The 25,982-nt window shown below is 55.1% G+C and carries 22 protein-coding genes; 11 read left to right on the forward strand and 11 right to left on the reverse strand.

All coding sequences use genetic code 11. The features are described from left to right. Nucleotides 1-114: 114 nt before the first annotated feature. Nucleotides 115-903: an SDR family oxidoreductase gene (locus N909_RS0107460; protein WP_029913618.1), complete on the forward strand. Its 789-nt coding sequence runs from the start codon at nt 115-117 to the stop codon at nt 901-903. A 211-nt stretch (nt 904-1,114) separates the two neighbouring features. Here the strand turns inward: N909_RS0107460 and N909_RS0107465 are convergent, their stop codons facing one another. The 9 genes from N909_RS0107465 to N909_RS0107505 form a co-directional block, all read right to left on the reverse strand. After that, a complete protein-coding gene (locus N909_RS0107465; protein ID WP_029913621.1) occupies nt 1,115-2,014 on the reverse strand; it encodes a dihydrodipicolinate synthase family protein in 900 nt (299 codons plus the stop codon). A 62-nt stretch (nt 2,015-2,076) separates the two neighbouring features. After that, nucleotides 2,077-2,742: an AroM family protein gene (locus tag N909_RS0107470; RefSeq protein ID WP_029913623.1), complete on the reverse strand. Its 666-nt coding sequence runs from the start codon at nt 2,740-2,742 to the stop codon at nt 2,077-2,079. Between the two features lie 20 nt (nt 2,743-2,762). Further along, nucleotides 2,763-3,656 (reverse strand): NAD(P)-dependent oxidoreductase, encoded by an 894-nt coding sequence (locus tag N909_RS0107475; RefSeq protein WP_029913625.1) that lies wholly within the window; start codon nt 3,654-3,656, stop codon nt 2,763-2,765. Continuing rightward, on the reverse strand, nt 3,653-4,564 hold the full coding sequence (locus N909_RS0107480; RefSeq protein WP_029913627.1) for a MurR/RpiR family transcriptional regulator: 912 nt from the start codon (nt 4,562-4,564) through the stop codon (nt 3,653-3,655). The genes N909_RS0107475 and N909_RS0107480 overlap by 4 nt, the downstream gene beginning before the upstream one ends. A gap of 7 nt (nt 4,565-4,571) precedes the next feature. Then, the gene (locus N909_RS0107485; protein ID WP_051689593.1) at nt 4,572-5,810 is read right to left on the reverse strand and encodes a Zn-dependent hydrolase; all 1,239 of its coding nucleotides are present in this window, start codon (nt 5,808-5,810) and stop codon (nt 4,572-4,574) included. Nucleotides 5,811-5,905: 95 nt separating this feature from the next. Next, the gene (locus tag N909_RS0107490) at nt 5,906-7,264 is read right to left on the reverse strand and encodes a dihydroorotase (protein WP_029913633.1); all 1,359 of its coding nucleotides are present in this window, start codon (nt 7,262-7,264) and stop codon (nt 5,906-5,908) included. A gap of 29 nt (nt 7,265-7,293) precedes the next feature. Next, a complete protein-coding gene (locus N909_RS0107495; RefSeq protein ID WP_029913636.1) occupies nt 7,294-8,616 on the reverse strand; it encodes a TRAP transporter large permease in 1,323 nt (440 codons plus the stop codon). 132 nt (nt 8,617-8,748) lie between these two features. Continuing rightward, nucleotides 8,749-9,228, reverse strand: coding sequence for a TRAP transporter small permease (locus N909_RS0107500; protein WP_029913641.1), 480 nt, complete (start codon nt 9,226-9,228; stop codon nt 8,749-8,751). Between the two features lie 30 nt (nt 9,229-9,258). Beyond that, nucleotides 9,259-10,329, reverse strand: coding sequence for a TRAP transporter substrate-binding protein (locus N909_RS0107505; protein WP_029913644.1), 1,071 nt, complete (start codon nt 10,327-10,329; stop codon nt 9,259-9,261). A 405-nt stretch (nt 10,330-10,734) separates the two neighbouring features. On the opposite strand from N909_RS0107505, the gene N909_RS0107510 reads away from it, so the two are divergent. The 10 genes from N909_RS0107510 (at nt 10,735) to N909_RS25045 (ending at nt 23,170) form a co-directional block, all read left to right on the forward strand. Then, entirely contained in the window at nt 10,735-11,391 is a 657-nt protein-coding gene (locus tag N909_RS0107510; RefSeq protein WP_029913647.1) for a GntR family transcriptional regulator, read from the forward strand. A 105-nt stretch (nt 11,392-11,496) separates the two neighbouring features. Next, nucleotides 11,497-12,666, forward strand: a complete 1,170-nt coding sequence (locus tag N909_RS0107515; RefSeq protein WP_029913650.1) for a pyridoxal phosphate-dependent aminotransferase — start codon at nt 11,497-11,499, stop codon at nt 12,664-12,666. A 12-nt stretch (nt 12,667-12,678) separates the two neighbouring features. Next, nucleotides 12,679-13,566 (forward strand): fumarylacetoacetate hydrolase family protein, encoded by an 888-nt coding sequence (locus N909_RS0107520; protein ID WP_029913613.1) that lies wholly within the window; start codon nt 12,679-12,681, stop codon nt 13,564-13,566. A gap of 229 nt (nt 13,567-13,795) precedes the next feature. Then, nucleotides 13,796-14,584, forward strand: coding sequence for an SDR family oxidoreductase (locus N909_RS0107525; protein ID WP_029913618.1), 789 nt, complete (start codon nt 13,796-13,798; stop codon nt 14,582-14,584). Nucleotides 14,585-14,793: 209 nt separating this feature from the next. Then, nucleotides 14,794-15,678 carry a helix-turn-helix transcriptional regulator gene (locus N909_RS0107530; RefSeq protein WP_029913653.1) on the forward strand — a complete coding sequence of 295 codons (885 nt, stop codon included), beginning with the start codon at nt 14,794-14,796 and terminating at the stop codon, nt 15,676-15,678. Nucleotides 15,679-15,779: 101 nt separating this feature from the next. Continuing rightward, nucleotides 15,780-17,114, forward strand: coding sequence for an MFS transporter (locus N909_RS0107535; RefSeq protein WP_084167573.1), 1,335 nt, complete (start codon nt 15,780-15,782; stop codon nt 17,112-17,114). Nucleotides 17,115-17,728: 614 nt separating this feature from the next. Beyond that, nucleotides 17,729-17,941 carry a hypothetical protein gene (locus N909_RS25635; RefSeq protein ID WP_155005892.1) on the forward strand — a complete coding sequence of 71 codons (213 nt, stop codon included), beginning with the start codon at nt 17,729-17,731 and terminating at the stop codon, nt 17,939-17,941. A 341-nt stretch (nt 17,942-18,282) separates the two neighbouring features. Beyond that, the gene (locus tag N909_RS0107550) at nt 18,283-20,334 is read left to right on the forward strand and encodes an S-layer homology domain-containing protein (protein ID WP_029913659.1); all 2,052 of its coding nucleotides are present in this window, start codon (nt 18,283-18,285) and stop codon (nt 20,332-20,334) included. A 210-nt stretch (nt 20,335-20,544) separates the two neighbouring features. Continuing rightward, entirely contained in the window at nt 20,545-22,677 is a 2,133-nt protein-coding gene (locus tag N909_RS0107560) for an alpha/beta hydrolase family protein (RefSeq protein ID WP_155005893.1), read from the forward strand. Between the two features lie 316 nt (nt 22,678-22,993). Continuing rightward, nucleotides 22,994-23,170: a hypothetical protein gene (locus tag N909_RS25045; RefSeq protein ID WP_063336413.1), complete on the forward strand. Its 177-nt coding sequence runs from the start codon at nt 22,994-22,996 to the stop codon at nt 23,168-23,170. A gap of 63 nt (nt 23,171-23,233) precedes the next feature. On the opposite strand, the gene N909_RS0107570 is transcribed toward N909_RS25045, so the two are convergent. Both N909_RS0107570 and N909_RS0107575 read right to left on the reverse strand, forming a co-directional pair. Then, nucleotides 23,234-24,808: a DHA2 family efflux MFS transporter permease subunit gene (locus N909_RS0107570; RefSeq protein ID WP_029913666.1), complete on the reverse strand. Its 1,575-nt coding sequence runs from the start codon at nt 24,806-24,808 to the stop codon at nt 23,234-23,236. Beyond that, nucleotides 24,801-25,967 (reverse strand): HlyD family secretion protein, encoded by a 1,167-nt coding sequence (locus N909_RS0107575; RefSeq protein ID WP_211253931.1) that lies wholly within the window; start codon nt 25,965-25,967, stop codon nt 24,801-24,803. Before N909_RS0107575 ends, N909_RS0107570 begins: the two co-directional genes overlap by 8 nt. Between the last annotated feature and the right edge of the window lie 15 nt (nt 25,968-25,982).

Here is a 25,982-nt window from a genome sequence, read left to right on the forward strand (position 1 = left end):
CGCTGGCAGCAAAACCGGGACTGTCCCCGCACGGGGGCTGTCCCGAGTTTATTACTGCAAAGTTATTTAAACGAGGGCCATTCCGGACATCACTCAATAAAAGGAGAAAAACTCATGGATTTAGGATTGAAAGACAAGGGAGTCATTGTTATGGCCTCCAGTTCGGGACTGGGCAAGGCGGTCGCCTGCGAATTCGCCCGCGAACAGGCCAAGGTCATGTTGTTCAGCCCCTTTGAGGATCAGCTCAAAGAAGCCCAGGCCGAGATCAAGGCGGAAACCGGCAACGCCCCGGAATACTTTGTCGGGGATATCACCAAAGCCGAGGACATCAAACAGCTGGTCGCCACCACCGTGGCCAAATTCGGCGGGGTCTATGCCCTGGTCAACAACACCGGCGGTCCGCCGGCCGGCACCTTTGATGCCTTTGACGACGAAACCTGGCAGAAAGCCTATGAGCTGACCCTGCTCTCCTATGTCCGCGCGGTCCGCGAAGTGCTGCCGCACATGCGCGCCGCGGGCACGGGGCGGATTCTCTGCTCGACCTCGTCATCGATCAAGGCGGTGCTCGACAACCTGATCCTGTCCAACACCTTCCGCAGCGGCGTCGTCGGCCTGGCCAAGACCCTCTCCCAGGAACTGGGCAAGGACGGCATCCTGGTCAATGTCATCGCCCCGGGGCGGATCGGCACCGCGCGCATCGACCAGCTCGACCAGATCCGCGCCGACAAGGCGGGAATTTCGGTGGAGCAGCTGCAGCAAAACACCTTCAAGACCATTCCGCTGGGACGCTACGGCGAACCGGCCGAGTACGGCAAGCTCTCGGCGTTCCTCTGCTCCGAAGCCAACACTTACATCACCGGCCAGTCGGTCCTGGTCGACGGGGGGCTGGTCAAGGCCTTGTAAAATTCTGCTTTTGTCGGAACTGGATTATGGTGAGCAGATCGCAAAGAGCAATCATTTAGTCAGGATGGAAATTAAAAACCGAGCTGAATGCTGAAATTTTCCGTTTCAGCGTTCAGCTCGGTTTCTTTTGAGGGGGAAAGGACGGCCTCAGAGCCGCATGGTTTGGGACCAACCGGTCTGCAACCTGCAGTTACAGATAGTCGCTCCCCGCTTACAGGGTCAGCTCATACCCTTTCCGGTTCAGGTATTCGACAATCTGCAGCATCTGCTCCACGGTTTTGGCATCGGCATTCATCCCCGGATGGCGCACTTTGGTGGTGCTGAACACGCCCATCCGTTTGAGCAGGTGCTTGCGCAGGGAAATGCCGATCCCCGGCTGGAACTCCCAGCGGGTCAGGGGCAGGAAATCGTAGAACAACTCCTTGGCCGCCTCCCATTCCCCGGCCTGGGCATACTGATAAAGGCGCACCAGCAGTTCGGCATAGACGAACCCGGTCATGATTCCGACTGCGCCGAGTTGCAGTTCTTCCAGGGCATAGTTGCCACCCAGCGCCCCGAACACCTTGAGGGGCTCACCGACGCTCTGCTGCAGGGCCTGCATTTTGGCGCCGGTCGGCGGATCTTCCAGCTTGATGTACTGAACATATTCGGCACTGGCAAACATCTGCGTGATCAGCTCCACGGACATGGTGATGCCGGTCACCGCCGGGTAGTCGTGGATGATGCAGGGGATTTGTGCGGCTGCCGAGACCTGCTGGTAGTATTCCAGCAGCGGCTTGTCCTTCTGAATACCGTGGGGTCCGAGGAGCAGGGCGTCCGCCCCCAGATCACGGGCTTTGGCGGCCTGCAGCTTGGCCGGATCGGTGGCCGGAGCGCGGGTGCCGACCACCAGGTGCATCGCGGCGGGCATCCGTTTCCGGTAGAGTTTGATGATTTCGGTGCGTTCGTCGTCGGTCATTTTCGGCCCTTCGCCGAGGGCGCCCATGATGGCCAGGCCGTGGACCTTTTTTTCGGCCATGCAGTCGATCAAACGTTCGATACTGGCGTAATCGACCGCCCCGTCATCCAGAAACGGGGTCGGGACAATCGGATAGATTCCTTTGAGTTCCATGTTCAGCTCCTTAACAACCGGCGGTCCATGACCGCCGAAAAAATATCATCAGCAAGCCAGCGTCAGCAGCCCACCATTTCTGCCGTCATCCGGGCGACCAGTCGCTGCGGACAGATCACCGGCAGGTTGCAGACACTTTTGAACACCTCGACCGCAGCCGGTTTAAAGCCCATACAATCGAGCACCACCAGCTCGACGCCAGTGTCCTTGAACGCAGCGGCAGCGCGTTGCAACGCTTCCATATCGATGGGGGCTGCCACCTGCCCGACCACGCTGAAACCTTTTTCCCGCCAGTGTCGGCAAGCCGGTTCCAGCTGCCCGGTATTGGGCGAGACAATGCCGATATTTTTCCGGGCACTGAGCCCCGTGACCACTGCCGGGACCACTCGCCCCGGATAGATGACCGGCAGCGGAGAGTTGAGGTCCGGAAAATTCCCGGCGCACATCAACACAATCACTTCGGCTCCGGCCGCGGCCAGTTCAGCGGCTTTTTGTTCCAGCAGGGGAATCAGCCGAAGCATTGAGATTTCCCGCGTGCTGCCATCCGCCAGGATCACAAACAGCGGGTACTCCGGTGTTGTTTCAACCAGCGCATCGATCTGCGCGGTGCTCATGCCATCAAGCCCTCCCCCAGTCAGCAGCTCTGCCGCCGGGAGATGATGCCGATAGATCCCTTCAATATCCGGCCGTGGGGTCTGCCCCAGCACCAGAATTCCTAACTTTGCCATGCTCAATCCTTTGCTGTTGGTTATTCTGCCACGCCAACCCTGAACCCGACCAGCCCTTCCAGCGCCTTGATCAGGGCATGATGCCCCTCTTCACCCAACCCCTGGGCCTGCAGCGCCCGATAATACTGATACAGCTGGGCGGTGGTCGGAACCGGCACACCGTGATCGGCGGCAGCACTTAACACCGCGCTGAGGCTTTTCAGCTGCAGGTCGATGGTGAACCCCGGTGTCCAGTCGCGGCGGATCACTTGTGGCCCGCGATTGGAGAGCATCCAGCTGCCAGCCGCCCCGGCGCTGACCGCGGCCAGGGTCTTTTCCAGATCGACTCCGCCGGCCTGGGCAAACAGCAACGCTTCACTCATGATCAGGGTATGCCCGGAGGCCAGCAGCTGGTTGACCAGCTTGACGGTCTGGCCATCACCGCAACGCTCGCCAACATGAACCAGGGTCGTGCCCATGGCGGAAAAAATGGCCCGGCATTCTTCAAAGGTGGCGGGGTCGCCGCCGACCATGATCGACAGGGTTCCCTGTTCGGCTCCTTCGCGGCTGCCGCTGACCGGGGCATCGAGCATGCGCAGCCCCTGAGCGGTCAGTCGTTCGGCGTGAGCGCGACTGTCACGCGGGCTGATGGTACTCATGTCGATGACCAGCAAGCCCGGCTGCGCTCCGCTGACCACCCCTTGCTCGGCAAACAGCAGCTGAGCAACGGCTGCGGCATCGCTGACACAAAGGATGACGACATCCGAGTCCGCGGCCAACGCCGCGGGGGTTGCCGCCGGGACCGCCCCCTGGCTCAACAGGGCGGTTGTTTTTTCGGCGCTGCGGTTCCAGACCCGCACATCAAACCCACCCTTGAGCAGGTTGGCGGCCATTCCCGCCCCCATAATACCAAGGCCGATAAAGCCGATTTTCATCCGTCGCTCTCCTCGCGGCCGGAACCCTGGGCCCCGTCACTGTTCTGATAGATAAAGGTGTCGAAGCGTTTATAAAGCAGTTCAAGGCGATCGTACTTGGCTGCCAGGGCCGCCTCCTTGCGCTCGACCATGATGGTAAGCAGGGCGTTAATCAGGGAGATGCCGGCGGTATAGGAGTCAAAAGCCGACAGCCCCGTGGTGTTGACCAGGAACAGGCAATCGGCCCAGGTTCCGGTCGGCACGATGGGCGAGTCAGCGAACACCACCACCCTGGCCCCGACATCGCGGGCATACTGACAGGCCTTGAGATGATTGCGGGAATAGCGGCGGAAATCGAACACCACCAACACATCGTCAGGCTGCAGGTTGGCCAGCTGATCGACCAGATTGGACGGTTCGATGCGGCGTGTATCATGCCGGAAGCTGGCGATCTGGTAGCTGAAATAATGGGCCAGCGAAACTTCCTTGCGGGTTCCCAGCACGTACACCACCCGTCGCGGATCGTCGAACAGCTCGAAAAATCGCTCCACGGTCTCGGTTCCCACCGAACACATGGTATCCTGGATATTGGCCAGATCCTGTTCCAGGGTTTTCGAGAAGACATTGTTGTTGTCCGCCTGACTGGAATGGGCATGGACGCGGTCCATGGGCGAATTGATCAAAAAACGGATGTCTTCACGAAAATCGGCGCGCGCTTCCTTGATGTTGTCATAACCGATCTTCGGAAAGAACCGGGTCACCGTGGACGCGGTAATCTTGAGTTCCTCGGCGATCTCGGCCGCATTCTGCAGCAATCCCAACGGATAGACCCGCAGCAGATAATCGGCAATCATCCGGTCACTGGGGGTAAAACTGTCGGAATTTCTGCTGATCTTTTCGGCGAAACGATTCTTGGGATGATCCATCATCGGTGGTTTACCCTTCGGTCTGCGCCGCGGCAATCCGCAGCAGGCTGGTTAACAGCACCTGGCAGCCTTCGGTGGCCGCCGCCGGCGTAATTTCTTCAGCCGGATTATGACTGACTCCGTTACGGCAGGGGATAAAAATCATTCCGGTAGGGACAAAAGGCGCCAGCGATTGGGCATCATGCCCGGCGCCACTGGGCATCAAGGTCGCGGACAGCTGTTCCTGGTCGGCCGCGGCGGCGATCTGCTCGATCAGTTCGGGAGCCAACCGGACACTATCCTTTTCATAGATCGTTTCGATGTTCCAACCCTGTCGCTCGGCGGCATAGGCGAGCAAGCGATCACGAACCCGCTGCATATCTTCGGGCTGCTGGGAACGCAATTCAACCAGAAAACGACATTGAGCCGGAACAACATTGCTGGCGCCCGGCGCGACCGTAACCTGGCCGATGGTCCCGACCATTTCCGGGTTCTGCTCGGCAACCCACTGCGGCAACAGGGTGAACACCGGCGCGGCCTCGACCAACGCATCCTTGCGCAGCGCCATCGGCGTGGTCCCGGCGTGGGCCGCCTCACCACTGACCGTGACGATATAGCGATAAACTCCGACAATAGCGGTGACCACCCCAATATGCAGTTGTTCGCTCTCCAGCCGCCGCCCCTGCTCGATATGGAGTTCCAGGAAAGCGGCCAGTTCGGCCGGATCGCGCCGGGCTGAAGCGATCTGCTCCGGGTCCTGGCCGAGCTTGAGCAGATGCTGGATAAAGGGTTCGGCCCCTTCATTTTTGGCTTTACAGAGCTCTCCGCCCTTGAGCTGCCCCATCATCGCCCGGCTTCCCACGGTGCCGGCATTATGGGCGGCTTCTTCGTCACAGAAACTGATTACCTCGAGATCACAGGGCAGGGAGAAACCACTCTCGCGGAGACTGCGCGCGCACTCCAGGGCCGCGATGACCCCGTAGGCGCCATCAAATCGGCCCCCTTCCGGAACGGTATCAAGGTGGGAGCCCAAGGCTATTTTTTTCCTCTCGGGATGCCCTGATTGCAGAGTGCCGATGACATTCATGATGCCGTCCACACGCACCTCGAGCCCGGCCTCGGTCATTTTATCGATGAGCCAGAGGCGGGCCTGCTGGTCCACTGCGGACAGCGCGGGGCGGGTCACCCCGCCGTTCGGCAGGCCACCGATCCGGCCCAGTTCCAGCAGATCGGCCCAGAGCCGCTCCCCATTGATTGTTATTCTTTGCATAAGCCTTTGCATCCTTGTGAACACCCCCGCTGCCAGAGCGGGAATGGCGGGTTAAACCGGTCGCCGGAAGCACCTCCCGGCGACCGCTGAAGCCATCAGACCGCCGGGACGTAGCAACCGTCGCCGCCCTTGGCCAGGACCTTGCCGTCGGCAAAAATGGTTTTGCCGCGCAATACGGTCCGCACCACTTTGCCCTGCACGCGCATGCCGTCATAGGGGGACCATTTGGCCGATGACTGGGTAGCGGCGGCATCAAAAACCCATTCCGCTGTCGGATCGAGAATCGCGAAATCAGCATCGGCACCAACGCTGATCGCCCCTTTACGCGGTGCCAGTTTGAAGCGCTCGGCCGGGCGTAGGGCCAGCAGCTGGGCCAGCCTCACCACACCCAGACCACGCTTGACCACACCTTCGCTGAAGAGCAGCGGCAGAATCGATTCCACTCCCGGCGCTCCGGAACCGTTGCTGAAAATATCCGGGTTGTTCTTTTTCTCCAGCGGCCAGGGGGCATGATCTGAAGCAACCCAGTCAATCCGGCCGTCGAGCAACGCCTGCCACATCCCGGCGACCGCTTCGGCACTGCGCATCGGTGGATTGATCTTGGCAAAAGCCTTTTTCTCTGCCATATCGTCTTCGGTCAGGATCAGGTAATGGGGGCAGGTCTCCACGCTGACATTGACGCCCTGCTGCCGATACCAGTCGATCATGTCGATGCAACGCGGGTGCGAGGCGTGATAGATATGCAGAGCCGCCCCGGTCCAATAGGCGAATTCGAGGAGCTTGCCGACCGCCAGGGTTTCGGAAATCGGCGGGCGGGTTTCGCAATGGGCTTTGGGGAAGGTCTTACCCTGCTCCCGGTAACGGCTGATCAAAGCTTCAATGATAACATCATTTTCCGCGTGAAACCCAACGGTGAGACCGGTTTTGGCCAACTCCGGCAGAACCTCAAGGAGGACATTATCGTCGATCCGCGGAAAGCGGTAGGGGTCGGTCTCAAACGCGCTCAATTTGAACCCGCAGGCACCCAATTCCGCCAGCGGCGCAATCGCCTCGACATTCCCTTCTTTCTTCAGGGTGGCCAGCAGGGCAACATCAACTTTGGCTTTCTCAGCGATCCAGCCGATCTTCTCCCGATAGATCTCCGGAGTAAACACCGGCGCCCCCTGGTCGTAGGGCATCTCGATGATCGTCGTGACCCCGCCTGCCGCAGCCGCAGCCGTGGAATTTTCAAATTGTTCGTGGAGGTTGCTGTAGGAATGGACATGGGCATCGACCATCCCCGGAAACACCAGCTTCCCGGTCGCATCGATGGTTTCCGTCGCGGCCGGAGCTTGCTCCACGGCATAGATGCCGACAATCTTTCCGGCAACCACCCCGACACAGGACTCTTTCAGGACCCGGTCGGACAGGACCAGATCCCCTTTAATCAATAAATCCACTGAGGATGAAGACATAAACAAACTCCTTCTGGTTCTTGGTACGGCTACCCTAACAGCAGGTTGGGCAGCCAGAGCGAAATACGGGGGAAAATGATCAGCAACGTCAAAACAATCAGGTCGCAGATACAAAACGGCCACACCCCTTTGAAGATATCTTCGATGGAAATCTTCATCTCTTTCGGGATGACCCCCTTCATGGCAAAAACATTCAGCCCTACCGGCGGGGTGATCGAACCGATTTCAGTCAATTTCAGGGCGATGACGCCGAACCAGATGGGATCGTAGCCCAGCGCAACCAGCATCGGGAACACAATCGGCAGGGTCAGGGCATAAATCCCCACCGGCACCATGATCATGCCGAGCAGGAACATCACCGCGAGGATGCCAAGGAGAATGACGACGCGCGGCACTTCCAGCCCCTGCAACATCATCGTCAACTCGGTGGGCAGCCGGGTCACAGCCAGAATCCGGCTGTAAAACAGCGCGCCGATATTGATCAAAAACAGCATGGCCGTGGTATTCGCCGACTCTTTCATGGCCAGGGTCACTTCACTGAACTTGCGAAAGGAGCCGAGCATCCAGCCGAACACCAGGGTGATCAGCGAGCCAGCCGCAGCCGCTTCAGTCGGCGTAAACCAGCCGGAATAGATTCCGCCCAGGACAACACCGGCAATAATCGCCACCGGCCAGATCTGCCCGGCGTCTTTCCAGCGTTCGGCAGAGCTCCGGTAGCGCTCGGCCGCCGCCGGGGCGATCTTCGGATTGCGCTTGACCAGAAACAGAATCATGGCCACATAGGTGAAAGCGGTCATCAGCCCGGGGACCACGCCGGCGGCAAACAGCTTGCCGACCGACTGCTGGGTAAACAGAGCGTAGATGATCATCATCATGCTCGGCGGAATCATCGACGCGAATGTCCCGGCCGAAGCGATGCACCCGGCGGAAAAAGACTTGTCATAATTCAACCGGTTCATTTCCGGCAGGGCCATCTTGCCAAAAATGGCGGTTGTGGCGATGGAGGAACCGGACACCGCGCCGAACACCGCACAGCTGAAACAGGTGGCAATCCCCAACGAGCCCTTCAGTCCCTGGCTCATGGCGTAGACCCCGGTATAGGCCCGCCGGGCCAGACCGCCGCCAGCGGCGAAGGCGCCCATGAGAACAAACAGGGGAATTGACGCCCAGGTCGGAGTCGCAATCGAAAAATAGGCCGCCTGGCCGAGCAAGGACAGCGAACTGTCAAAGCCGAGGAGCAGAGTGCTGACGACAATGCCGCTGAGCACAAAGGACAAGCCGATCTGCAGACCGAGGCCCATCAGCAGCAGCAATAAAAAGATACAGAGTATTCCGGCAGTTATAAAATCCATAGCAACGACCTAAGCTGAGATTTGATGAATTCCGTGGTGGTTCAGGTGGTTTCGATTGTGGCGCTGCACAGCGCCGTCGGCAGGTCAGCCCTGCGCAGCAGCCGGTGCCAACGGCACCGGCTGCCCGGGCCTTCAGGCCGCGCTGTTGTTCTTCAGGAGCTTGACCAGATTACTGCCCGCCTGAAGCAGAAAGCAGACCAGGCCGCACACCATCAGTGCTTTGACCGGCCAAATCCGCAACCCCAGGGTTCCTTCCAGCGATTCGTTATTGGCATAGGAATCGAGGGTGTTCTCAAATACGGCATAGAGCAGAATGGCGATGGTCACGATGGCCAACAGTTGGGCAATGATCATCACGACATGGCGGATCCGCCTGGGCAGGGCATTGCTGACCAGTTCCAGGCTGACGTGCTCGCCATGTTGTTCACAGCGGGCCAGGCCAAGATAGATCACAATGATCATGACAAAAACCGACAGTTCTGCCATGCCCTGCAACGGAATACCACAGGCCCGGAAAACAATATCCGCCATCAGTAGCAGCATCATCCCCAGCATCAGAAAACCACAGAACCCGGACAGAAACTGGTTCACTTTTTCAATAATCGCCGTCATACGCTTCCCCTGCTCTGCTGTCTGCCTTGATTAAAGCTCTCTCGCCATGGCCCGCTGATGAATCGCCTTGACCTTTTCCAGCACGGTCGCTGCGGTTTTCAGACCGGCGTCCTCGGCTTCCTTGACCCAGACAGCCTGCAGTTTGGCCAGATTGTCAGCATCGGCCCATTGGTCAATATCGGCTGTGGACAATTCCGTCACCTGCGCCCCGGCCGCGATTTCCTCGGCTTTGATCTGATCGAACGCTTCGTCGTAAACCTTGGCGAATTTCTGTTCGGCAATCTCCGAAGCTTTCAGCAGCCCGGCCTGAACATCCTGCGGCAGTTTTTCAAAAGTGCTGCGATTGATCATGTGCAGAAACGGCATTCCGTACCAGAGGGATTTGGACACCAGCAGATGAGGAGCGACCTCGTCAAATTTCATCAGGTGCAGGCCGTCATAGTTGGTGAAACATCCGTCGATCGTCCCGGTCTGCAGAGACATATAGACATCGCCCCAGGGCACGGAAACCGGAGAAGCACCGACATTTTCCAGAAAACGCAGACTCCATTTATCTCCGGCACGCCACTTTTCCCCTTTGATGTCGGCCAGGCTGTTAAGCGGGTTCTTGCCGACAAAGGCGCCCGGCAGACCGGCGGTAAAGACCATGGTCATGACGTTGGCTTTTTTCAGCTCGGCCTCAAATTCGGGAACTTCCTTGTAAACCGTGCGGTAAAACCAAATCATATCCTCAAATTTGACCGGCCCCCTTGGAAACAGCTTGAAAATGGTATGGGCCGGCATCTGACCAGGATAGTGACCTGGGTAAACAAAACCCATCTGCGTAACGCCATCGCCGACCCCTTTCAGGATCTCTTTGGCTCCAAGCAGGGTGCCACCCCAGAAATCCTGGATCTTCACTTTATCGCCCAGCTGGTTTTGAATTTCCTGCAACCAGACCTTTTCAACAAAACCCGTACGCATGCCATTGGGCGGATCATGATCGGAATATTTTAATTTAATGCTGCCCGCCTCAACACTGGCAACATTCAGCACCACCAGGCAGGCCATAAGAAGGGAAAAAATCAGAAACTTTCGCGATGAAGCTTGTAGGCAATTCATTGTCGGTCCTCCAGAACCAAAGTTGACGGGTCGTTGCTTCGGCAAGGCAAAATACCTGACCGAAGATTCCTGCAAGGCCTCTTTGCCTGAATCCTGTTTGCGAATTCGCCTCATCGCGATTGCAATAAAAAAATCAATTTATTTTGTATCTGCAATTTTTCTATCATTCACGCAAGATACCTGTCAATGACTTTTTTAACTTTGTCAGAAAATAAAAATCAACGAATAATCATATAGATATAAGTATTTTAAAACCCTTGTGGATGCTCATTACTTGAGCAAAAACAGCTTCCCTGCTTATTTTATATGCAGAATAAAAGAGAAAAGAAACTTGACAATTCTAAGATTGTCGACAATCTTTTAACTATTGTACACAGCAAAAGAGACCCATCAGGGAGAGCCCACGTGACTGAAAACAACAATCGCCCGTCTCCTTTACGAGCCGGAGATGTTCAGAAAATTATCGAAGAGCGGATCTTTTCCGGGGCACTGCAACCAGGGGATAAGGTCAATGAAAAAGCCCTGGCCGATGAGTTACAGATCAGTCGGGGACCGATCAGGGAAGCACTGAATGCTCTGCGCCACGAGGGACTGATTGAGAGTATTCCGAACCGAGGTGGTTTTGTCAGCAGCCTGTCTGTCAAGGAGGCTCTTGATTGCTATGATGTGCGCGGCGGGCTGGCTTATACCGCGGGCAAACTGCTCCCCTTTCGGATCAGCCTTGCCCAGCTTCAGGAGCTGCGCCAGCTGCACGGGCAAATGGAAAAACTCCTCACGGCAGAGGATGTCCGCGGTTTTTACCGCATCAATGCAAGTTTTCATGCCCTGCTTTTTGAGATCACCGGAAATCAACCGCTGATCACCATGAATCATACGATCGAACGCAAACTCAGCCTCTATCTGCATCAGGAGATGTGCAATCTGGTCATTCTCAGGCGTTCCAACACTCGGCATCTGGAGATCATCAACCTGATCGCCGAAGGGCGTCCCGAAGAGACCGCCAGGGTGTTCGAAAATCACATTCTGGAAGGGAAGGAGCGGCTGCTCGAAAGCGGTCGTTAGCAGACAATTCCGAGACCGGCCAAAGACGTCCGGCCTGACTGAATCAGCAGCCGTCCGGCGCGCGCCATGCCCGCCGCAATATCATCGTACAAAGGAAAACAAGCAATGCAGATCGCAGACAGAATGGCCGAAATCCGCTTTTCCGGAATCCGGAAAATCCTTGAGCAAGTTAACCTTTTGGAAAAACAGGGGCGTCACATTATTCGCCTGGAAATCGGCCGCCCCGACTTCGACACCCCGCAGCATATTAAAGATGCCGCTATTCAAGCGCTGAACAACGGACAGGTTCATTACAGCTCTAATTACGGCATCAGCCAACTGAGTGAGGCGATCTGCAACAAGTTGGAGACCGAGAACCGGGTGACCTATGCACCACAGGAAGTTATCGTCACCGCCGGCGCCAACGAAGCGGTGTTCATCGCCATGATGGCCCTGCTCAACCCCGGTGACGAAGTGCTGATTCCGGATCCCTGCTGGGTGGCCTATCATCCCTGCGCTACAATGGCCGGGGCCACCCCGGTTTCGGTTCCACTTCATTTTGCCAAGGGTTTTGTCCCCCAGGTCGAAGATATCGCCGCACAGATTACCCCGAAGACCCGCATGCTGGTCATCAACACTCCGCAAAACCCGACCGGCGTGGTCTATGGCCCCGAAACCTTGCAAAAGTTGGCGCAGCTGGCCGTCGAACACAATCTTTATGTGCTCTCCGACGAAATCTACGAGCGGATCATCTACGACGGTGCCCGTCATGTCAGTATCGCCACCTTTCCGGGCATGCGCGAACGGACCGTCATCATCAACGGCATGTCGAAAATCTTTTCCATGACCGGCTGGCGGCTGGGCTACGCCGCTGCGGACCGGCCCTTGACCGATGCCATGATCCGCATCCATCAGAACACCATGGCCTGCGCCACCAGCTTTGCCCAGTGGGGAGGGGTCGCTGCCCTGAACGGCCCCCAGCAACCAGCCGAAGAGATGGTGGCCGAGTTCAAACGCCGGCGCAATTTCCTCTACCAGGCGCTGCAGGAGATGCCGGGAGTGCGCCCGGTCCACCCCAGCGGGGCGTTCTACCTGTTTGTCAACATCGAGGAACTGGGTCGCAGTTCCGAAGAGGTTGCCATGCACCTGTTGGAGAAAGCCGGGGTCGCTGTGGTTCCCGGATCCTCCTTCGGCCGCTTTGGCGAGGGCTGCCTGCGCATCTCCTACGCCAACTCTTATGAAAATCTCGAAATTGCTGTCGACCGAATGAGTCGGGCACTGCGAGAACTGAACTGACAAGGAGAACCGATGAGATTAGCCACCATCAGAATCAAAGGCCTGGAGACCGCGGCCATCGTCCAGGACGAGTTGGTCACCACCCTGGCCAGCATCAATGAACAGCTCGGCTCAGACTGGCCCACCGACATCCTCGCCCTGCTCCAGCAGGACCGCCTTGCACCCCTGAACGCCTGGTATCGCGCCGGCGGCCGGGACCAGGTCGCCGCCCTGTCCGGGCACGCCATTCCCCTGGCCGAGGCCAGCTTCGCTCCGCTCTACCGTACCCCCAGAAAGATCTTCGGCATCGGCCTGAACTATGTCGACCATGCCGCCGACCTGGCGGAGAAGGCCCCGAGCACTGAGCCGGCCAGCTTCTTCAAGCCGGATACCACCATCATCGGGCCGGGCGATGCCATCAAAATCCCGCTGCAGTCCGAAGGCACCACGGCCGAGGCGGAACTGGGCGTGATCTTCGGCAAGGAATGTGTCGATGTCGAACGCGCCGACTGGCTGAGCGTGGTTGCGGGTTTCACCACCATCATCGATATGACCGCCGAGGATATCCTCCGCCGCAACCCGCGCTACCTGACTCTGTCGAAAAGCTTCGAGAGCTTCTTCAGCTTCGGGCCCCAGCTGGTCACCCCGGATGAGATCGAGGACGTCATGCAGCTCAAGGTGGCGACCATCCATAACGGCCGGGTCCATGCCGAGAATGTGGTGGCCAACATGACTTTCCCGCCGGATTTCCTGGTCTCGTTCCATTCCCAGGTCATGAAGATGTACCCCGGCGATATCATCTCCACCGGCACCCCGCGGGCGGTCCATATCAGTCATGGCGATCAGGTCGCCTGCCGCATCGACGGCTTCGCACCGCTGGAGTGCCCGGTCATCGATAAGAAAACCCTCCGGGACAGTTAGCCCCCGGACATCACTCGAATGGCGCTCGTTTAAGAGTCGCTGGCAGCAAAACCGGGACTGTCCCCGCACGGGGGCTGTCCCAGGTCTTTGCGGTGCGAACCGCACCAGTTTCATGGCTCGCAAACTCTTGGGACAGCCCCCGAGAACCCTGCGGACAGTCCCGAGTTTACTGCAAAGTTATTTAAACGAGGGCCATTCCGGACATCACTCAATAAAAGGAGAAAAACTCATGGATTTAGGATTGAAAGACAAGGGGGTCATTGTTATGGCCTCCAGTTCGGGACTGGGCAAGGCGGTCGCCTGCGAATTCGCCCGCGAACAGGCCAAGGTCATGCTGTTCAGCCCCTTTGAGGATCAGCTCAAAGAAGCCCAGGCCGAGATCAAGGCGGAAACCGGCAACGCCCCGGAATACTTTGTCGGGGATATCACCAAAGCCGAGGACATCAAACAGCTGGTCGCCACCACCGTGGCCAAATTCGGCGGGGTCTATGCCCTGGTCAACAACACCGGTGGTCCGCCGGCCGGCACCTTTGATGCCTTTGACGACGAAACCTGGCAGAAAGCCTATGAGCTGACCCTGCTCTCCTATGTCCGCGCGGTCCGCGAAGTGCTGCCGCACATGCGCGCCGCGGGCACGGGGCGGATTCTCTGCTCGACCTCGTCATCGATCAAGGCGGTGCTCGACAACCTGATCCTGTCCAACACCTTCCGCAGCGGCGTCGTCGGCCTGGCCAAGACCCTCTCCCAGGAACTGGGCAAGGACGGCATCCTGGTCAATGTCATCGCCCCGGGGCGGATCGGCACCGCGCGGATCGACCAGCTCGACCAGATCCGCGCCGACAAGGCGGGAATTTCGGTGGAGCAGCTGCAACAGAACACCTTCAAGACCATTCCGCTGGGACGCTACGGTGAACCGGCCGAGTACGGCAAGCTGTCGGCGTTCCTCTGTTCCGAAGCCAACACCTACATCACCGGCCAGTCGGTCCTGGTCGACGGGGGGCTGGTCAAGGCCCTGTAATCGGTCAATAAGCATCCGCACATGAAAGCCAAGTCATGTGCGGATGTGCCCTTCGGTTTGATGTCCCCTCGACCAGCATAACCTAGCAAATCGACCGATGCTCACCCCGAGCTTAAACAATGTTTTAATTTGACAGAAGACAAACACCAATGTATCCTTTTCTACAATAAATATAGCCTATCCTATAGGACATAATTAAGGATGAGCCGATGAATACCAAAAGGGTACATTTAGGGAGTCATTGTCCATCAATATTAGGCTCAGATGGCCTTCCAGTACTCCGCATGCCAGACAACTGGAAGGGTATCTCCATTGAAGAAACAATCGTTCCCAAAATAGCAGAATGCGGCCCTCAGTACACAGGTATGCCGGTATTGGTATTCGGCCTGAAAGGATCAGCCAAGCGCTGGTATCGTTGTGGCAGCAGAAAACTTACCCTGCATACCGGGGTTCCTGAATTCGATATTTACGGGGCAACCTACGAGCGGGACTACGCTAGGTGGGAGAATGAGCCCGGGTCATGCCTTCGCCTCAGCTTAACGCCGTCAGTTCTGCAGCGCTATCTGCCAGAACAATCCTTCCAATTTGATCTGGAAACAAGCTACCTGAATATTGACAAACCATTAAGAGACACTGTTCTTTTACTGGCTAACGAATTTAAATCAGGGCACCGTAATGGCAGCCTTTATGCTGAAGGATTGTCCTTGTCGATTCTTGGCTGGCTGAACAAGCACTACGCCATCAAGAAAAATATTTCTAAGGTTCCTCAAAAACTCACTCCCAGACAACAGATGCAAATAAGGGATTTCATCGAGATGGCCATGGAATCTGATTTGACCATTGAGAGAATGGCGTCGGAGCTAAACATCAGCCCCAGTCATTTTTCCGTACTTTTCCGCTCATCATTCGGCGTTCCACCCCATCAGTATGTGATGAAAAGACGCCTTGACAGGGCAGCCTATTTATTGCGTGCAGAACCAGAGCGCTCAATTATGGACATCGCCATAGCAACAGGTTTTTCGAGTCAAGCCCATATGACTTTTGCGTTCAAGCGTTACATGAAGCAGACACCTGCTTGTTGGAAGACCGGCTAAGTCAGCATGATGACTTTTTCTTTTGCTTTGTTTGTCTCCGCTAAAAAGGATTCTCCTGCTGAGGGATTTCTTCTTTTCGAGCATTCTCCCGACAGGCATCAATGAAACACATATATTTTACGACTAAAACCAGTCCCCATTTTACGCCCGCCAGTCGCTGCCTCCCTTGCCGAGTTGGCATATTGGTCCTGATGACTTTCGGAACGATGATCAACTATCTTCACCGGATTGTTCTGGGTATTGCGGCACCGGCAATTGCCCAGGATTTTCAAATTGATGAAACCATGATGGGAGTTGTTTTTGCCGCTTTTTCATGGACCTATGCAATGGCACAAATCCCTGGCGGAGCCTGCCTCGATCGCTTTGGCACCAAGTTCACTTACTTTATCTCTGTCACGATCTGGTCGCTTTTTACGACCTTGCACGCCAGCGCTGTCGGTCTGAAATCATTACTGTTCTACCGGTTTGGATTAGGTCTGGCTCAAGCCCCCTGTTTCCCAGCCAATGCACGTATTCTCAGCGCCTGGTTTCCCAGGCACGAACGGGCACGTGCCACAGCGATTTTCACAGTCGGTGAATTTATCTCGATTGCCTGTTTTTCGCCCTTACTTTTTTGGATTCTCATTGAAATGGGGTGGCGCTCACTGTTTTTTATTGTTGGTGTTGCGGGGTTATTGTTCAGCATTCTCTGGCATCGAGTTTACTCTGATCCTTGCCCGGTCATAAGCGAGGTCAAAACCGAAGACCACGGCCTTCATTTAGAAAAAAAAATCTCTTCGCAGAACTATTCGACCAAGCCGTTTTCAAGAGCTGAGGTTCTGAAGTTGCTGCAATGTCGTCAAGTTTTAGGCATGAGTCTGGGAGGCTTTTCAGGGAATACGGTTCTCATATTCTTTTTGACCTGGTTCCCAACCTACCTGGCAACAGAACACCATATGGAATGGATTCAAACCGGTTTTTTTGCAATTTTCCCTTTTCTGGCGGCAGCAGTCGGAGTCATGGTTGGTGGCAGTCTGTCGGACTATCTCCTGGCTCGCAATAAACCTGCCAATGTTGCTCGCAAACTTCCGATCCTGCTGGGCCTACTCCTTGCGTCCAACATCATGTGGGCCAACTATACTGAAAACAATAGCTTGGTGATCGTTATCCTCTCCATCGCTTTTTTCGGCCAGGGAATGTCTGCATTAGGCTGGACGCTGGTCGCCGATATCGCCCCCAGAAACCTGGTCGGCTTAACCGGGGGAATCTGTAATTTTTCATCGAATATCGCTGGCATAGCCACGCCGATTGTGATCGGTGTTATCTTTTCCAAAACGGGGTCATTTCATTATGCTCTGATGTATGTAAGCATCATGGCCATTCTGGGCCTATGCTCCTACTTGTTTATCATCGGAGACATCAAACGGGTTGAACTAGGGTCCCATGCCGAACAGTGAAACCATTTCAAATATATCCGCGCCACCGGTCCAGCAAGCTGTTAAAAAACAGCCCCCCTGAAACCATGAATAGTCAATCAAAATCAAAAGAGACTCTCTCACTTATTGATTTTGTAAGGTGAGGGGAATCATATTTTCCAACAACCTGTTAACGGCATAACCTATCTATCTGCAAGCCTGTAATTTTTGCTACCTAAAATTTATCGCACCAGCAATCGATTCAGTTTCTGTCCGTCGTACAACCCAAGGAGTTGGATCAAGGGATGGACAGGCACCTGTTTCGCCAGCACAACAAACAGGGCGTCCATCAGGAGGCTGAAACCACTGCCGGGAACTGGCACGCTTGGCCTTTCCGCATTTGAACCCCGGGACTGCATGCATAAAGGCCTGATACTGAAAAAGGTCAGATGTCGCCATGTGGTTGAGCGAGGACCATGAACACTCTGATTAGCATTGGTTAGCATAGCGTTTTCAGACGTAAACCCTCACTCAAGACAAAGATCATTACTCAAAATCGGAAAAAAATTGATTCAACAGAATGAAACTGCCGTCAGAAATCATCTGGAACAATATTGTCCGCAGTACCGTAGAGCAAACGCTGAATGGGATGCTTGATGCTGAAGCTGGTGTCAATGATACAACGCCGAGAAATGTCAGCATCATGCACAGAAAAAAAAGCAGGCCCCTTACGCGAAAAAATCAACAGCCAGTTTGTTTTTGCCCTCGTTTGGGATCGACACCCAAAAGATAATCCATGGTTTTTGATAAAAAATCATTGTTTTATGAAAGAAGTAAATCCGTTAGAAAGCTATTCTCTTCTATACTGACAAGCAACAAGCCATCCTTCCAAATAGAACAAAATTGGCCTATTTTTTCATTTAATGTCCTCAAGACAACCGCTAAAAGAAAGGAGCTTTGACACCTGGAAAGAACTTCAACAATACCTTATTTCACTATTTTCCAAGGAGAGGAAACAAGACAGAAAGGTAAATGAAAAAGGTTGAAAAAATTTAAAGTTTCCAAAATTACTGATTCCACGTTCAAGCACAAAAGATGATTTTTAAATTTTTTTAGGGATCCCACTAATGGATCCTGACTTGCCATACGGCTCTTCATTCGAACTAGGGAGGAAAACGTGCATCGAGGAAAATTTGGATTAACTCTACTAATGTTTTCATTATGTCTGTTCATCTGGTCATGCGGAGATAGTGATAATAACAAAACTTCAAACAATGATAAAATTTCTAAAGCCGAAGCCGTTGCAGAAATCTCGGATTATTTCCAATGGCCGCACCCTGATGATTACAATGATGTCTGGAGAAATCCCCCGAAAAAATTCAATGATGTCAAAACAACCGATGAATATGGCAAGCTGATTGAAGCCGCCTATGAAGAAGGCATTATCAATGCAGATGACAGTGGCAACTTCAACCCTGACAGCAATATCACCTACGGGGAAGCTATTGAGATTATGGCTGAAGCCTTCAAACAGCCGGAGGACACCATTGCTCCCTATATAGGCGGTGCAAACTACACCACTGCTGACAGTGAAAATACTTTATCAACAGCGGATTTCGAAGCGGCTTTCAGCACGATTAAAAACACTTTTGTTGCGCCACCCTACGCCCTGCCAAGGCAAGCCCACGCAGCTCCACGCCGCTATGTCAAAATGTACACCCCGACCCCGGGCGCCACCATCTATTATACCTGGTGCCAAAGTTCCGATCCGACCAGTAATGATTGCACTGAACCGACCACTGACAGCGCTGTCTACACAGTTGCAACCAAGGGACATATCAACCATTCTCTTGGATTCTTCCTGTCCGAGGATACCGACAGCTACATTACCTACAAAGCCATGACTGTTAAAGAAGGATCGATCTCCAGCCCGATCCAGGCCTTTACCTGGCACCTTCACCGTCTCGGTTACTCTCCCTATAACGCCAAATTAATGGTGCAAGGGACCGAGAATCGCCCGACCGTATACCAGATTTACAATGACGCTGAATCCTTACGCCCCATGGCTTATTATATCGAAGGGAGCCGCGAAGCCATTGTTTTCGATGCCCTTTTCACCCAGATTACGGATGATAACCCGAACCTGGCCCAGTATGTGAGAGACAACCTTCTTCCTGTTGGTAAAAAACTCAGTCTGGTTGTTGGGCATGCCCACCCCGATCACGATGCCCAGGCCCGCAATTTTGCAGAGGCCGGTTATGATATTTACGCCAATGAGCGAGGCTGGTCGAGTAGAGCAGGTTATTATACCGAAGCCCAACAGTCCGCGATTAAAAATGTCGACGAAGGTGATTCCTTTGACCTGGGTAACTGTACCCTGGACGTCTACGCCCTGCCCGGACACCAAGACAGCTTGGTTATCCTTCAGGATAAGGAGAACGGCCTGATTTTTGCCACGGATATCTACGGCTGTACCCGAGCTGGCTCCGCCGACAATGTCAATGTTGCTGGGCTGAAAGTCGATCGCCTGCTCTCATTTGCCCAGCAAACCTACACCAATTATCTCAAAAACAACGGCAGAACGGATATGGTCTTTACCGGTCATGATGAGACGGCCTTAGCCGATATCAACCTGCATATCTTTGAAGAAGCCTTGCAACAAGTGATTGACAACGGTGAAGCCGCCTGCTCACCAACGCTGCGCGGAACCACCAATGCCGACGTCACCGCCCGGACCACCCTGATTGGCGACATGTGGCATGATGGCACCAACTGGATCGCCCTGATAATCGGTGGGAACATGGGGGATGATTACGAATATTTGACCAACACGCCGGTCAATGCCGACGGTGCCACTACGGCCGTCAATTACAACGGAGCTGACGGATTCACCCATTATTCGGTCCTCTCCAACATCGAAATCGAAGGGGGCGAACTTGAAGGAGTCGACGTCGCCTGGGCCGATCCGGCAACCTTCACTTGGGCCGGAGAGGAAATTACTGTAGAAAACTCCCTGCCAAACAAGTTCGATCCATGGACTTACAGCTACACCATCAAAGTTCCACAAGAGAACAGCACTCTTACAGTTATTCCGACAACCATGTCGACCAAGGTCCAATCTATTAAGCTGAATGGTGAAGAGGTCGGCTACCGCTCACACAACACAGTGAACGTCAACGATGGGAGCATAATCACCATCGATGTAGTTGCTCCGGATAATGAAACCACCAGCAGCTACACGTTTACAGTTGCTAAATATTAATCGACCGTAACAATTTTCAGAGTTGTCTGCTCAATCAGCAGGCAACTCTGAAAGTATTTAACCTTGCTCTGCCCTATACAGAGTTGAGTTTTCCGTACAACCTTTGCCATTTACAATGAACTCATTGAAATAACTGAATGGGGATTCATAACGGTCAGTCATTTGTTTTCTGATTCTTTTGAGGTCTAATTTCCTATTTTGAGGAGAAAAATGATGTTAATCCAGAACAGATTTAAGTATATCCCCCTATGGCTGGCCATCCTGGCTATGACAGCATTGCTTCTCAGCGCCTGTTCTTCAGATTCTGACAATCATCATTCATCATCTGAACCCGAGGTTGTCGTTCCTGAAGCGACCAACCTGAACGACTATACGGAGGCCCTTGAAATCGACTACAGTCAAGCAGCACAGCTGCCCCTGACGGGTTACTTTTCCAAAGCAGTCGGCACGGACAGGACCTTAAAAGTGTACGTTTCTGAAAATGCGCCGCTACGTTCCAGATGGACCGTTGTCGCTGTTCCGGACGGTGTGGAAACCTACACATTCTTGCACAAAGAAGGCTGGATCTCTTTAGCCGATAAGCGGGGAGAAAGTATTCTGGCGCTTGAACCAAGTGCAAACGGGTGGGGAAGCGTTGCAGATGAAGAGGACTATGTCACCGAGGCGATGACGTTTTTAATGACGACAAATAATGATAACGGCATATCCGTCACTTCAACCTTCAGCACGTTTTACCTGGTCGGTTATGAAGCTGGCTGCTCTCCCCTGGAGGCATGGGCGGCGGAGTATCCGATTTATGTCATCAGCCAGGCCTATATCGCTGGCTCTGGTGCTGGTCAGGCCTACTTGGACACTGTCGGCGCTCAAGAGTATGACGGCCACAACACCGGCGGCTACAATCCCGGCCCTGATGATAATGTTTTTATGAACACTTTGATGCAGCTGGGCTACGACGGAACCTTTATTACCCACAGCGACGTTCCTGTGCCAACCTTGTTCGCTGGTTATGATCCGAATGACTACAGCCTCACTTATTGGAAAGCAGCTAACGATGTCTTAGCCGAGCCCGATGGCGATGTCTACCGACAGTATGTTCATTCCAATGCATGGCAAACCCAATATGCCAATCATTGTATCCTGAACGATAACCCGTTGGCGCTGTATGGCATTTCCCAGGTCAAAGTCAGTAATTCAACCGCTATGACCGCCAGTGAAATTTACGATTTCCTTTCCATCTTTACTAGATATACCAACACCTTCGCCTACAGCAACAATCTGGAATACCGCCTCGACTATGCTGAAATGATGGTCGCAGCGCAAACCGAAGCTGCAACCGGTGTCAAAGAGACCAATCTGGTCACCAAAGTCGATGGCTCAACAGTCGGCTATGAAGTATACGCGCAGGTTGCGACGCAGGTTCACGCATATAACGATCCCGACTCCGGGACCATGATCGCAGGCATTTTTGCACTTGACGATTACAACATGGACGGCGTACTTGATCCACGTGATTACCTGATCTATATCCCGGATAGCGCCAAAGAAATCTGGGGCGACCAGGGAGCACCGATTGTCATTGTTCATCCAGGCAACACTCAAACCGCCAGCGTCTTCATGGACTGCGCTATGTGGTGGCAAGTGGCTGATGATGAAGGCTGTGTCATCGCGATTGTTGGCGAAATGTACGGATCAGCGACCAGCGCAACCTGGCCGAATGGTCTGCAAAGTGCAAATTTCGACTATGTGCTTGCCGACATTTTGAAGAATTCCATCGCGACAGATTATGTTCCGCTGGACTTCACCAGAGTCTACGGCGGCGGGCATTCACTGGGGTCAAAAACAGTCCAGACGCTTGCCCTGACTGATACTGATTTGTTCGCGGCGGTCGCCAGCACATCTTTCCCGTCGATGAATTTTGACGGTGCCCCGATTGCAGGGCAAACCGGCGAAATGATACCGATCTATCTGCAGCACGGCCAAAGCGACCTGCCTTTCGAGATGCCGGATCTGTGGGGCGCAGCTCCCATGCAAGCATGGGCACAGGATTTTTTTAATGCCAACGGCCTGGATACGGACATCAACAGTTTCAATCTTTCTAATACCATCGGTCGTTTTCAGGATTATATCTGGAGCAATAATCAGAATATTCCGCTGGTGAAATATACCTATACCCTGGCCCGCGAGCACAACTGTATCCCTGAAGAACAGGTTCTGGCTTGGGAATACCTTAAACATTACAGCTTTGAGCGAAATGCAGGCGGCAATGTTACGGCACGCTATTTCAGCAACTCGGGATTCTTCCTTGCTGATGAAATTCAAATAGTCAAAGACAGTACACCATAAAAGATCGAGCTCGACAAAAAACTGACTGCCGGCGGCCAATATACCCAAAGGGAAGCTGATAAGTACTGGTCGAGGGCGACAAGCTACCAACACTTCTTTGCACCGAGATCCGCGCCAAAGCCGGGTTAAATCCTTAGCAAGAAGTCCCTTCGGTGGCGATCTGAAAGTAGCAATGCCGGCTTTCAGATCGCCACTGCCTGGCCAAAAAACCACAGCAACTTTCTGCACCGACCGGACCAGTCTTAAAAAATCTGCTAAACTGACCGAATATTTTCAGCAATGTTTCCCGTTAACCTATTGCATCCGGGAGGATCCCATGGAAGTGACAGACAAAGTTCTGGCAGTTATGCAGACCGCCGGCGAACCGCTCAACGCCGGCAAGATCGCCGAACTCGGCAGCATCGACCGCAAGGAAGTCGATAAAGCGATGAAAAAATTAAAAGCGGATGGGAAGATTGTTTCGCCCAAACGCTGCTACTGGAGTCCGGCGTAACGCTACAGATAACTCCCCGGGCAGCTCTCCGGATGCGGCGGGCTGCCGCATTATCCCTCTGTGCTACTTCAACCTCTGCTCACCAAGCGTCTGCCGCATGAGCAGCGCCGGCAGCAACGCCAGCATAAAAATCGCCGCCACCAGCATGAAACTGTCACGATAGCTCAGCAGGTTGCCCTGGGCATAGATCATCCGGCCAAGATAGTTCAGCTCTCCGCCGCGCAACTGGCTGGTGGGCAACCCGGCTTTGCTGAGCAGCTGGCCAACCCCCTGCAGCAGACTCCGAGTTGCCGCGCCGCTGCCATCCTGGGTGGCGGTCAAAGCAGCCACATACAGCTGGGTCCGCCGCTCCAGCAAAACCGCCAGCAGATTCACCCCGAAGGCTCCGCCCAACTGGCGGACAAAATTGATCGTTCCCGAGCCCTGGCCGATCCAAGCAGCGGGCAAAGCCCTTAACGCTCCCGCGTTCAGACTTGGAATCATGGTTCCCAAGCCGATCCGGCCGATCATGATCCAGCCGGCCAGAGCCCAGAAAGTACTCTGCACATCGACCCCGGTGAGCAGAAAGGAGGACAGGGCAAACAGGCCCAGTCCGACCATGATCATGAGATAAGCCGGGATTTTATCCGCCAGTCGTCCGGAGATGGGAAACACCAATCCGAGGATCAGTCCGGCCGGCATCAGCAGCAGGCCGGAACGGGTCGGGGTATAGCCCTGAATAGTCTGGACAAACAGGGGCACCAGGTAGGCGGTGCCGTAATTGCCGGCGCCGAAAATCAGCGCCACCAGACAGGCCCCGGCAAACCCCCGCGAGCGAAACAGGCGCAAATTGAGCATCGGCGCGGGGTGGCACAGTTCCCAGAGCAGAAAAGCGCAGGCCGAGACCAGGGCCAGCACCAACAGGCCGACGATCCAGTCAGAGTGCCAGCCGTAACGCTGACCGTTGGACAGGCCGTTGAGCAGGCTCATCAAAAACAAGGACATCAGCCCGAAACCGATCCAGTCGAACGGCTTGATGCGGGCTCCGGCAGCCCGACCGGGCATGAACAACGTCGCCAGCAGCAGTCCGAGCAGGGCGGGCGGGACACAGAGGAAAAATACGTAGCGCCAGCTGAAGCCATCCACCATAACCCCACCCAGGGTCGGCCCGAAGGCCGGCGCCAGGACCACCCCAAGGGCATAGATCCCCATGGCTGAGCCGCGTTTTTCCGGTGGAAAGACCTGAAAGATCACCTGCATGGAGAGGGGCTGCAGAATGCCGGCCGCAGCCCCCTGCAGCAGCCGGGACAGGATCAGCAGTTCCTGCCCCGGGGCCAGTCCGCCCATGATCGATGCCAGCAGGAACAAGCTCATGGCCGAGATGAAGGTGGCGCGCTGGCCGAAGGACTCGACCATCCAGGCATTGAGCAACATGGTTCCGGTCATGGCGGCCAGAAACCCGGTCGAGAGCAGCGAAGCGACATCCTGCCCCATCCCGAAGGTCCCCATGATATCGGGGAGGGCGACATTGACAATGGTCGCGGTCAGCACCGTGGAAATGGTGCCCAGCATGACCGTGCCGGAGACATACCAGCGGTACGCTGGCCCAAAACGCTCAAACAGCCGGTCGGTGTGACTGACTGCCGCCGGCTCAGTCATAGGCGCTGACTTCCAGTTCCGCCATCATACCGGGCTTGAGCTGGCCGTTGTGCTGTTCCACGCTCACCCGCACCGGCAGGCGCTGGGCGATCTTGGTGAAATTGCCGCTCGGATTGGGATTGGGCAACAGGGCAAATTCACTGGTCGCGGCCTGACCGACGCTCTCGACCAGACCACTAAAAGTTTTCCCCGGCAAGGAATCAATGGTGATCGTTACCGCCCTGCCAAGCTTGAAATAACGGATATCGGTCTCTTTGACATTGGCCTCGACCCTGACCCGGTTCGGATTATGAACCATCATCAGCCGCTGGCCGGGCGTGACATACTCGCCCTCTTCGACAAACACCCGGTCGATGACGCCGGCGAAGGGCATGGTCAGCACCCGGTCCTGTACATCGAGGCGGGCGCTGGCGAGTTCGGCCTGCAGCTGGTCTTGCTCAGGACCCAGCTCAGCCTGCTGCTGGTTAAGGACCTGGATTTCTTCTCGCTCGGATTCAGCCTGGGCCAACGCCGCCCGGCTCTCATCAAGAGCGGCTGCGGCTCTTTCTATTTTGTGGTCCAGCGCCCTCAGGCTGGTCCTGGTCTGATCAAGCCGTGAGCGGTCGATGCCGCCGATGGGCGCCAGCTCTTCGGCGCGGCGGTTTTCCCGTTGGGCAAAGTCCTGCTGCGCAGCAATGACGGCAAGGTCGGCTTCGGCCTCCTTCACGGCCGCGCGCCGCGCCGTAATCCTGCTGGCCGTCTGGCGGTCGATCATGTGGCTGCGGGCCAACAGCTCCTCCTTCCGCGCCGCAATCCCCGCCAGGCGGGCTTCCAGCTGCTGAACCTTGAGCTGACTGTCACGACTGTCGATGGTCACCAGCTCGGCTCCTTTTGGTTCGCTGTTCCCTTCATCGACCGGAAGTCCGGTAATCCAGCCGGGAACCCGACTGCTGATCACCAACATGTCCGCCGCGATGCGTGCGTCATTGACATAGACATGAGTGAATTGCTGGACCAGCCACCAGCCGCCGGCGCACAGAATCAGCGCCCCTGCCACGGCCAGCAGCACAGAACGCTTTACCCGCAGCAGACGCCCTTTGTTCCCATCTCGGCGCTGCGAAGTCCGCCCCGGTTGCTCCCGGTTCGGAGGCGTGTTTTTAAAATCGGTTTCCTGATGCAAATTAATAATCCTCGC

Source organism: Pelobacter seleniigenes DSM 18267, assembly GCF_000711225.1.
In the GTDB taxonomy this organism is placed as follows: Bacteria; Desulfobacterota; Desulfuromonadia; order Desulfuromonadales; family Geopsychrobacteraceae; genus Seleniibacterium; species Seleniibacterium seleniigenes.

Bases quoted from the DNA above. Each gene is read 5' to 3' on its own strand.
- N909_RS0107460 (WP_029913618.1), top strand. From the start codon at position 115: ATGGATTTAGGATTGAAAGACAAGGGAGTCATTGTTATGGCCTCCAGT.
- N909_RS0107465 (WP_029913621.1), bottom strand. From the start codon at position 2,014: ATGGAACTCAAAGGAATCTATCCGATTGTCCCGACCCCGTTTCTGGAT.
- N909_RS0107470 (WP_029913623.1), bottom strand. From the start codon at position 2,742: ATGGCAAAGTTAGGAATTCTGGTGCTGGGGCAGACCCCACGGCCGGAT.
- N909_RS0107475 (WP_029913625.1), bottom strand. From the start codon at position 3,656: ATGAAAATCGGCTTTATCGGCCTTGGTATTATGGGGGCGGGAATGGCC.
- N909_RS0107480 (WP_029913627.1), bottom strand. From the start codon at position 4,564: ATGATGGATCATCCCAAGAATCGTTTCGCCGAAAAGATCAGCAGAAAT.
- N909_RS0107485 (WP_051689593.1), bottom strand. From the start codon at position 5,810: ATGCAAAGAATAACAATCAATGGGGAGCGGCTCTGGGCCGATCTGCTG.
- N909_RS0107490 (WP_029913633.1), bottom strand. From the start codon at position 7,264: ATGTCTTCATCCTCAGTGGATTTATTGATTAAAGGGGATCTGGTCCTG.
- N909_RS0107495 (WP_029913636.1), bottom strand. From the start codon at position 8,616: ATGGATTTTATAACTGCCGGAATACTCTGTATCTTTTTATTGCTGCTG.
- N909_RS0107500 (WP_029913641.1), bottom strand. From the start codon at position 9,228: ATGACGGCGATTATTGAAAAAGTGAACCAGTTTCTGTCCGGGTTCTGT.
- N909_RS0107505 (WP_029913644.1), bottom strand. From the start codon at position 10,329: ATGAATTGCCTACAAGCTTCATCGCGAAAGTTTCTGATTTTTTCCCTT.
- N909_RS0107515 (WP_029913650.1), top strand. From the start codon at position 11,497: ATGCAGATCGCAGACAGAATGGCCGAAATCCGCTTTTCCGGAATCCGG.
- N909_RS0107520 (WP_029913613.1), top strand. From the start codon at position 12,679: ATGAGATTAGCCACCATCAGAATCAAAGGCCTGGAGACCGCGGCCATC.
- N909_RS0107525 (WP_029913618.1), top strand. From the start codon at position 13,796: ATGGATTTAGGATTGAAAGACAAGGGGGTCATTGTTATGGCCTCCAGT.
- N909_RS0107530 (WP_029913653.1), top strand. From the start codon at position 14,794: ATGAATACCAAAAGGGTACATTTAGGGAGTCATTGTCCATCAATATTA.
- N909_RS0107535 (WP_084167573.1), top strand. From the start codon at position 15,780: ATGAAACACATATATTTTACGACTAAAACCAGTCCCCATTTTACGCCC.
- N909_RS25635 (WP_155005892.1), top strand. From the start codon at position 17,729: ATGCTGAAGCTGGTGTCAATGATACAACGCCGAGAAATGTCAGCATCA.
- N909_RS0107550 (WP_029913659.1), top strand. From the start codon at position 18,283: ATGTTTTCATTATGTCTGTTCATCTGGTCATGCGGAGATAGTGATAAT.
- N909_RS0107560 (WP_155005893.1), top strand. From the start codon at position 20,545: ATGATGTTAATCCAGAACAGATTTAAGTATATCCCCCTATGGCTGGCC.
- N909_RS25045 (WP_063336413.1), top strand. From the start codon at position 22,994: ATGGAAGTGACAGACAAAGTTCTGGCAGTTATGCAGACCGCCGGCGAA.
- N909_RS0107570 (WP_029913666.1), bottom strand. From the start codon at position 24,808: ATGACTGAGCCGGCGGCAGTCAGTCACACCGACCGGCTGTTTGAGCGT.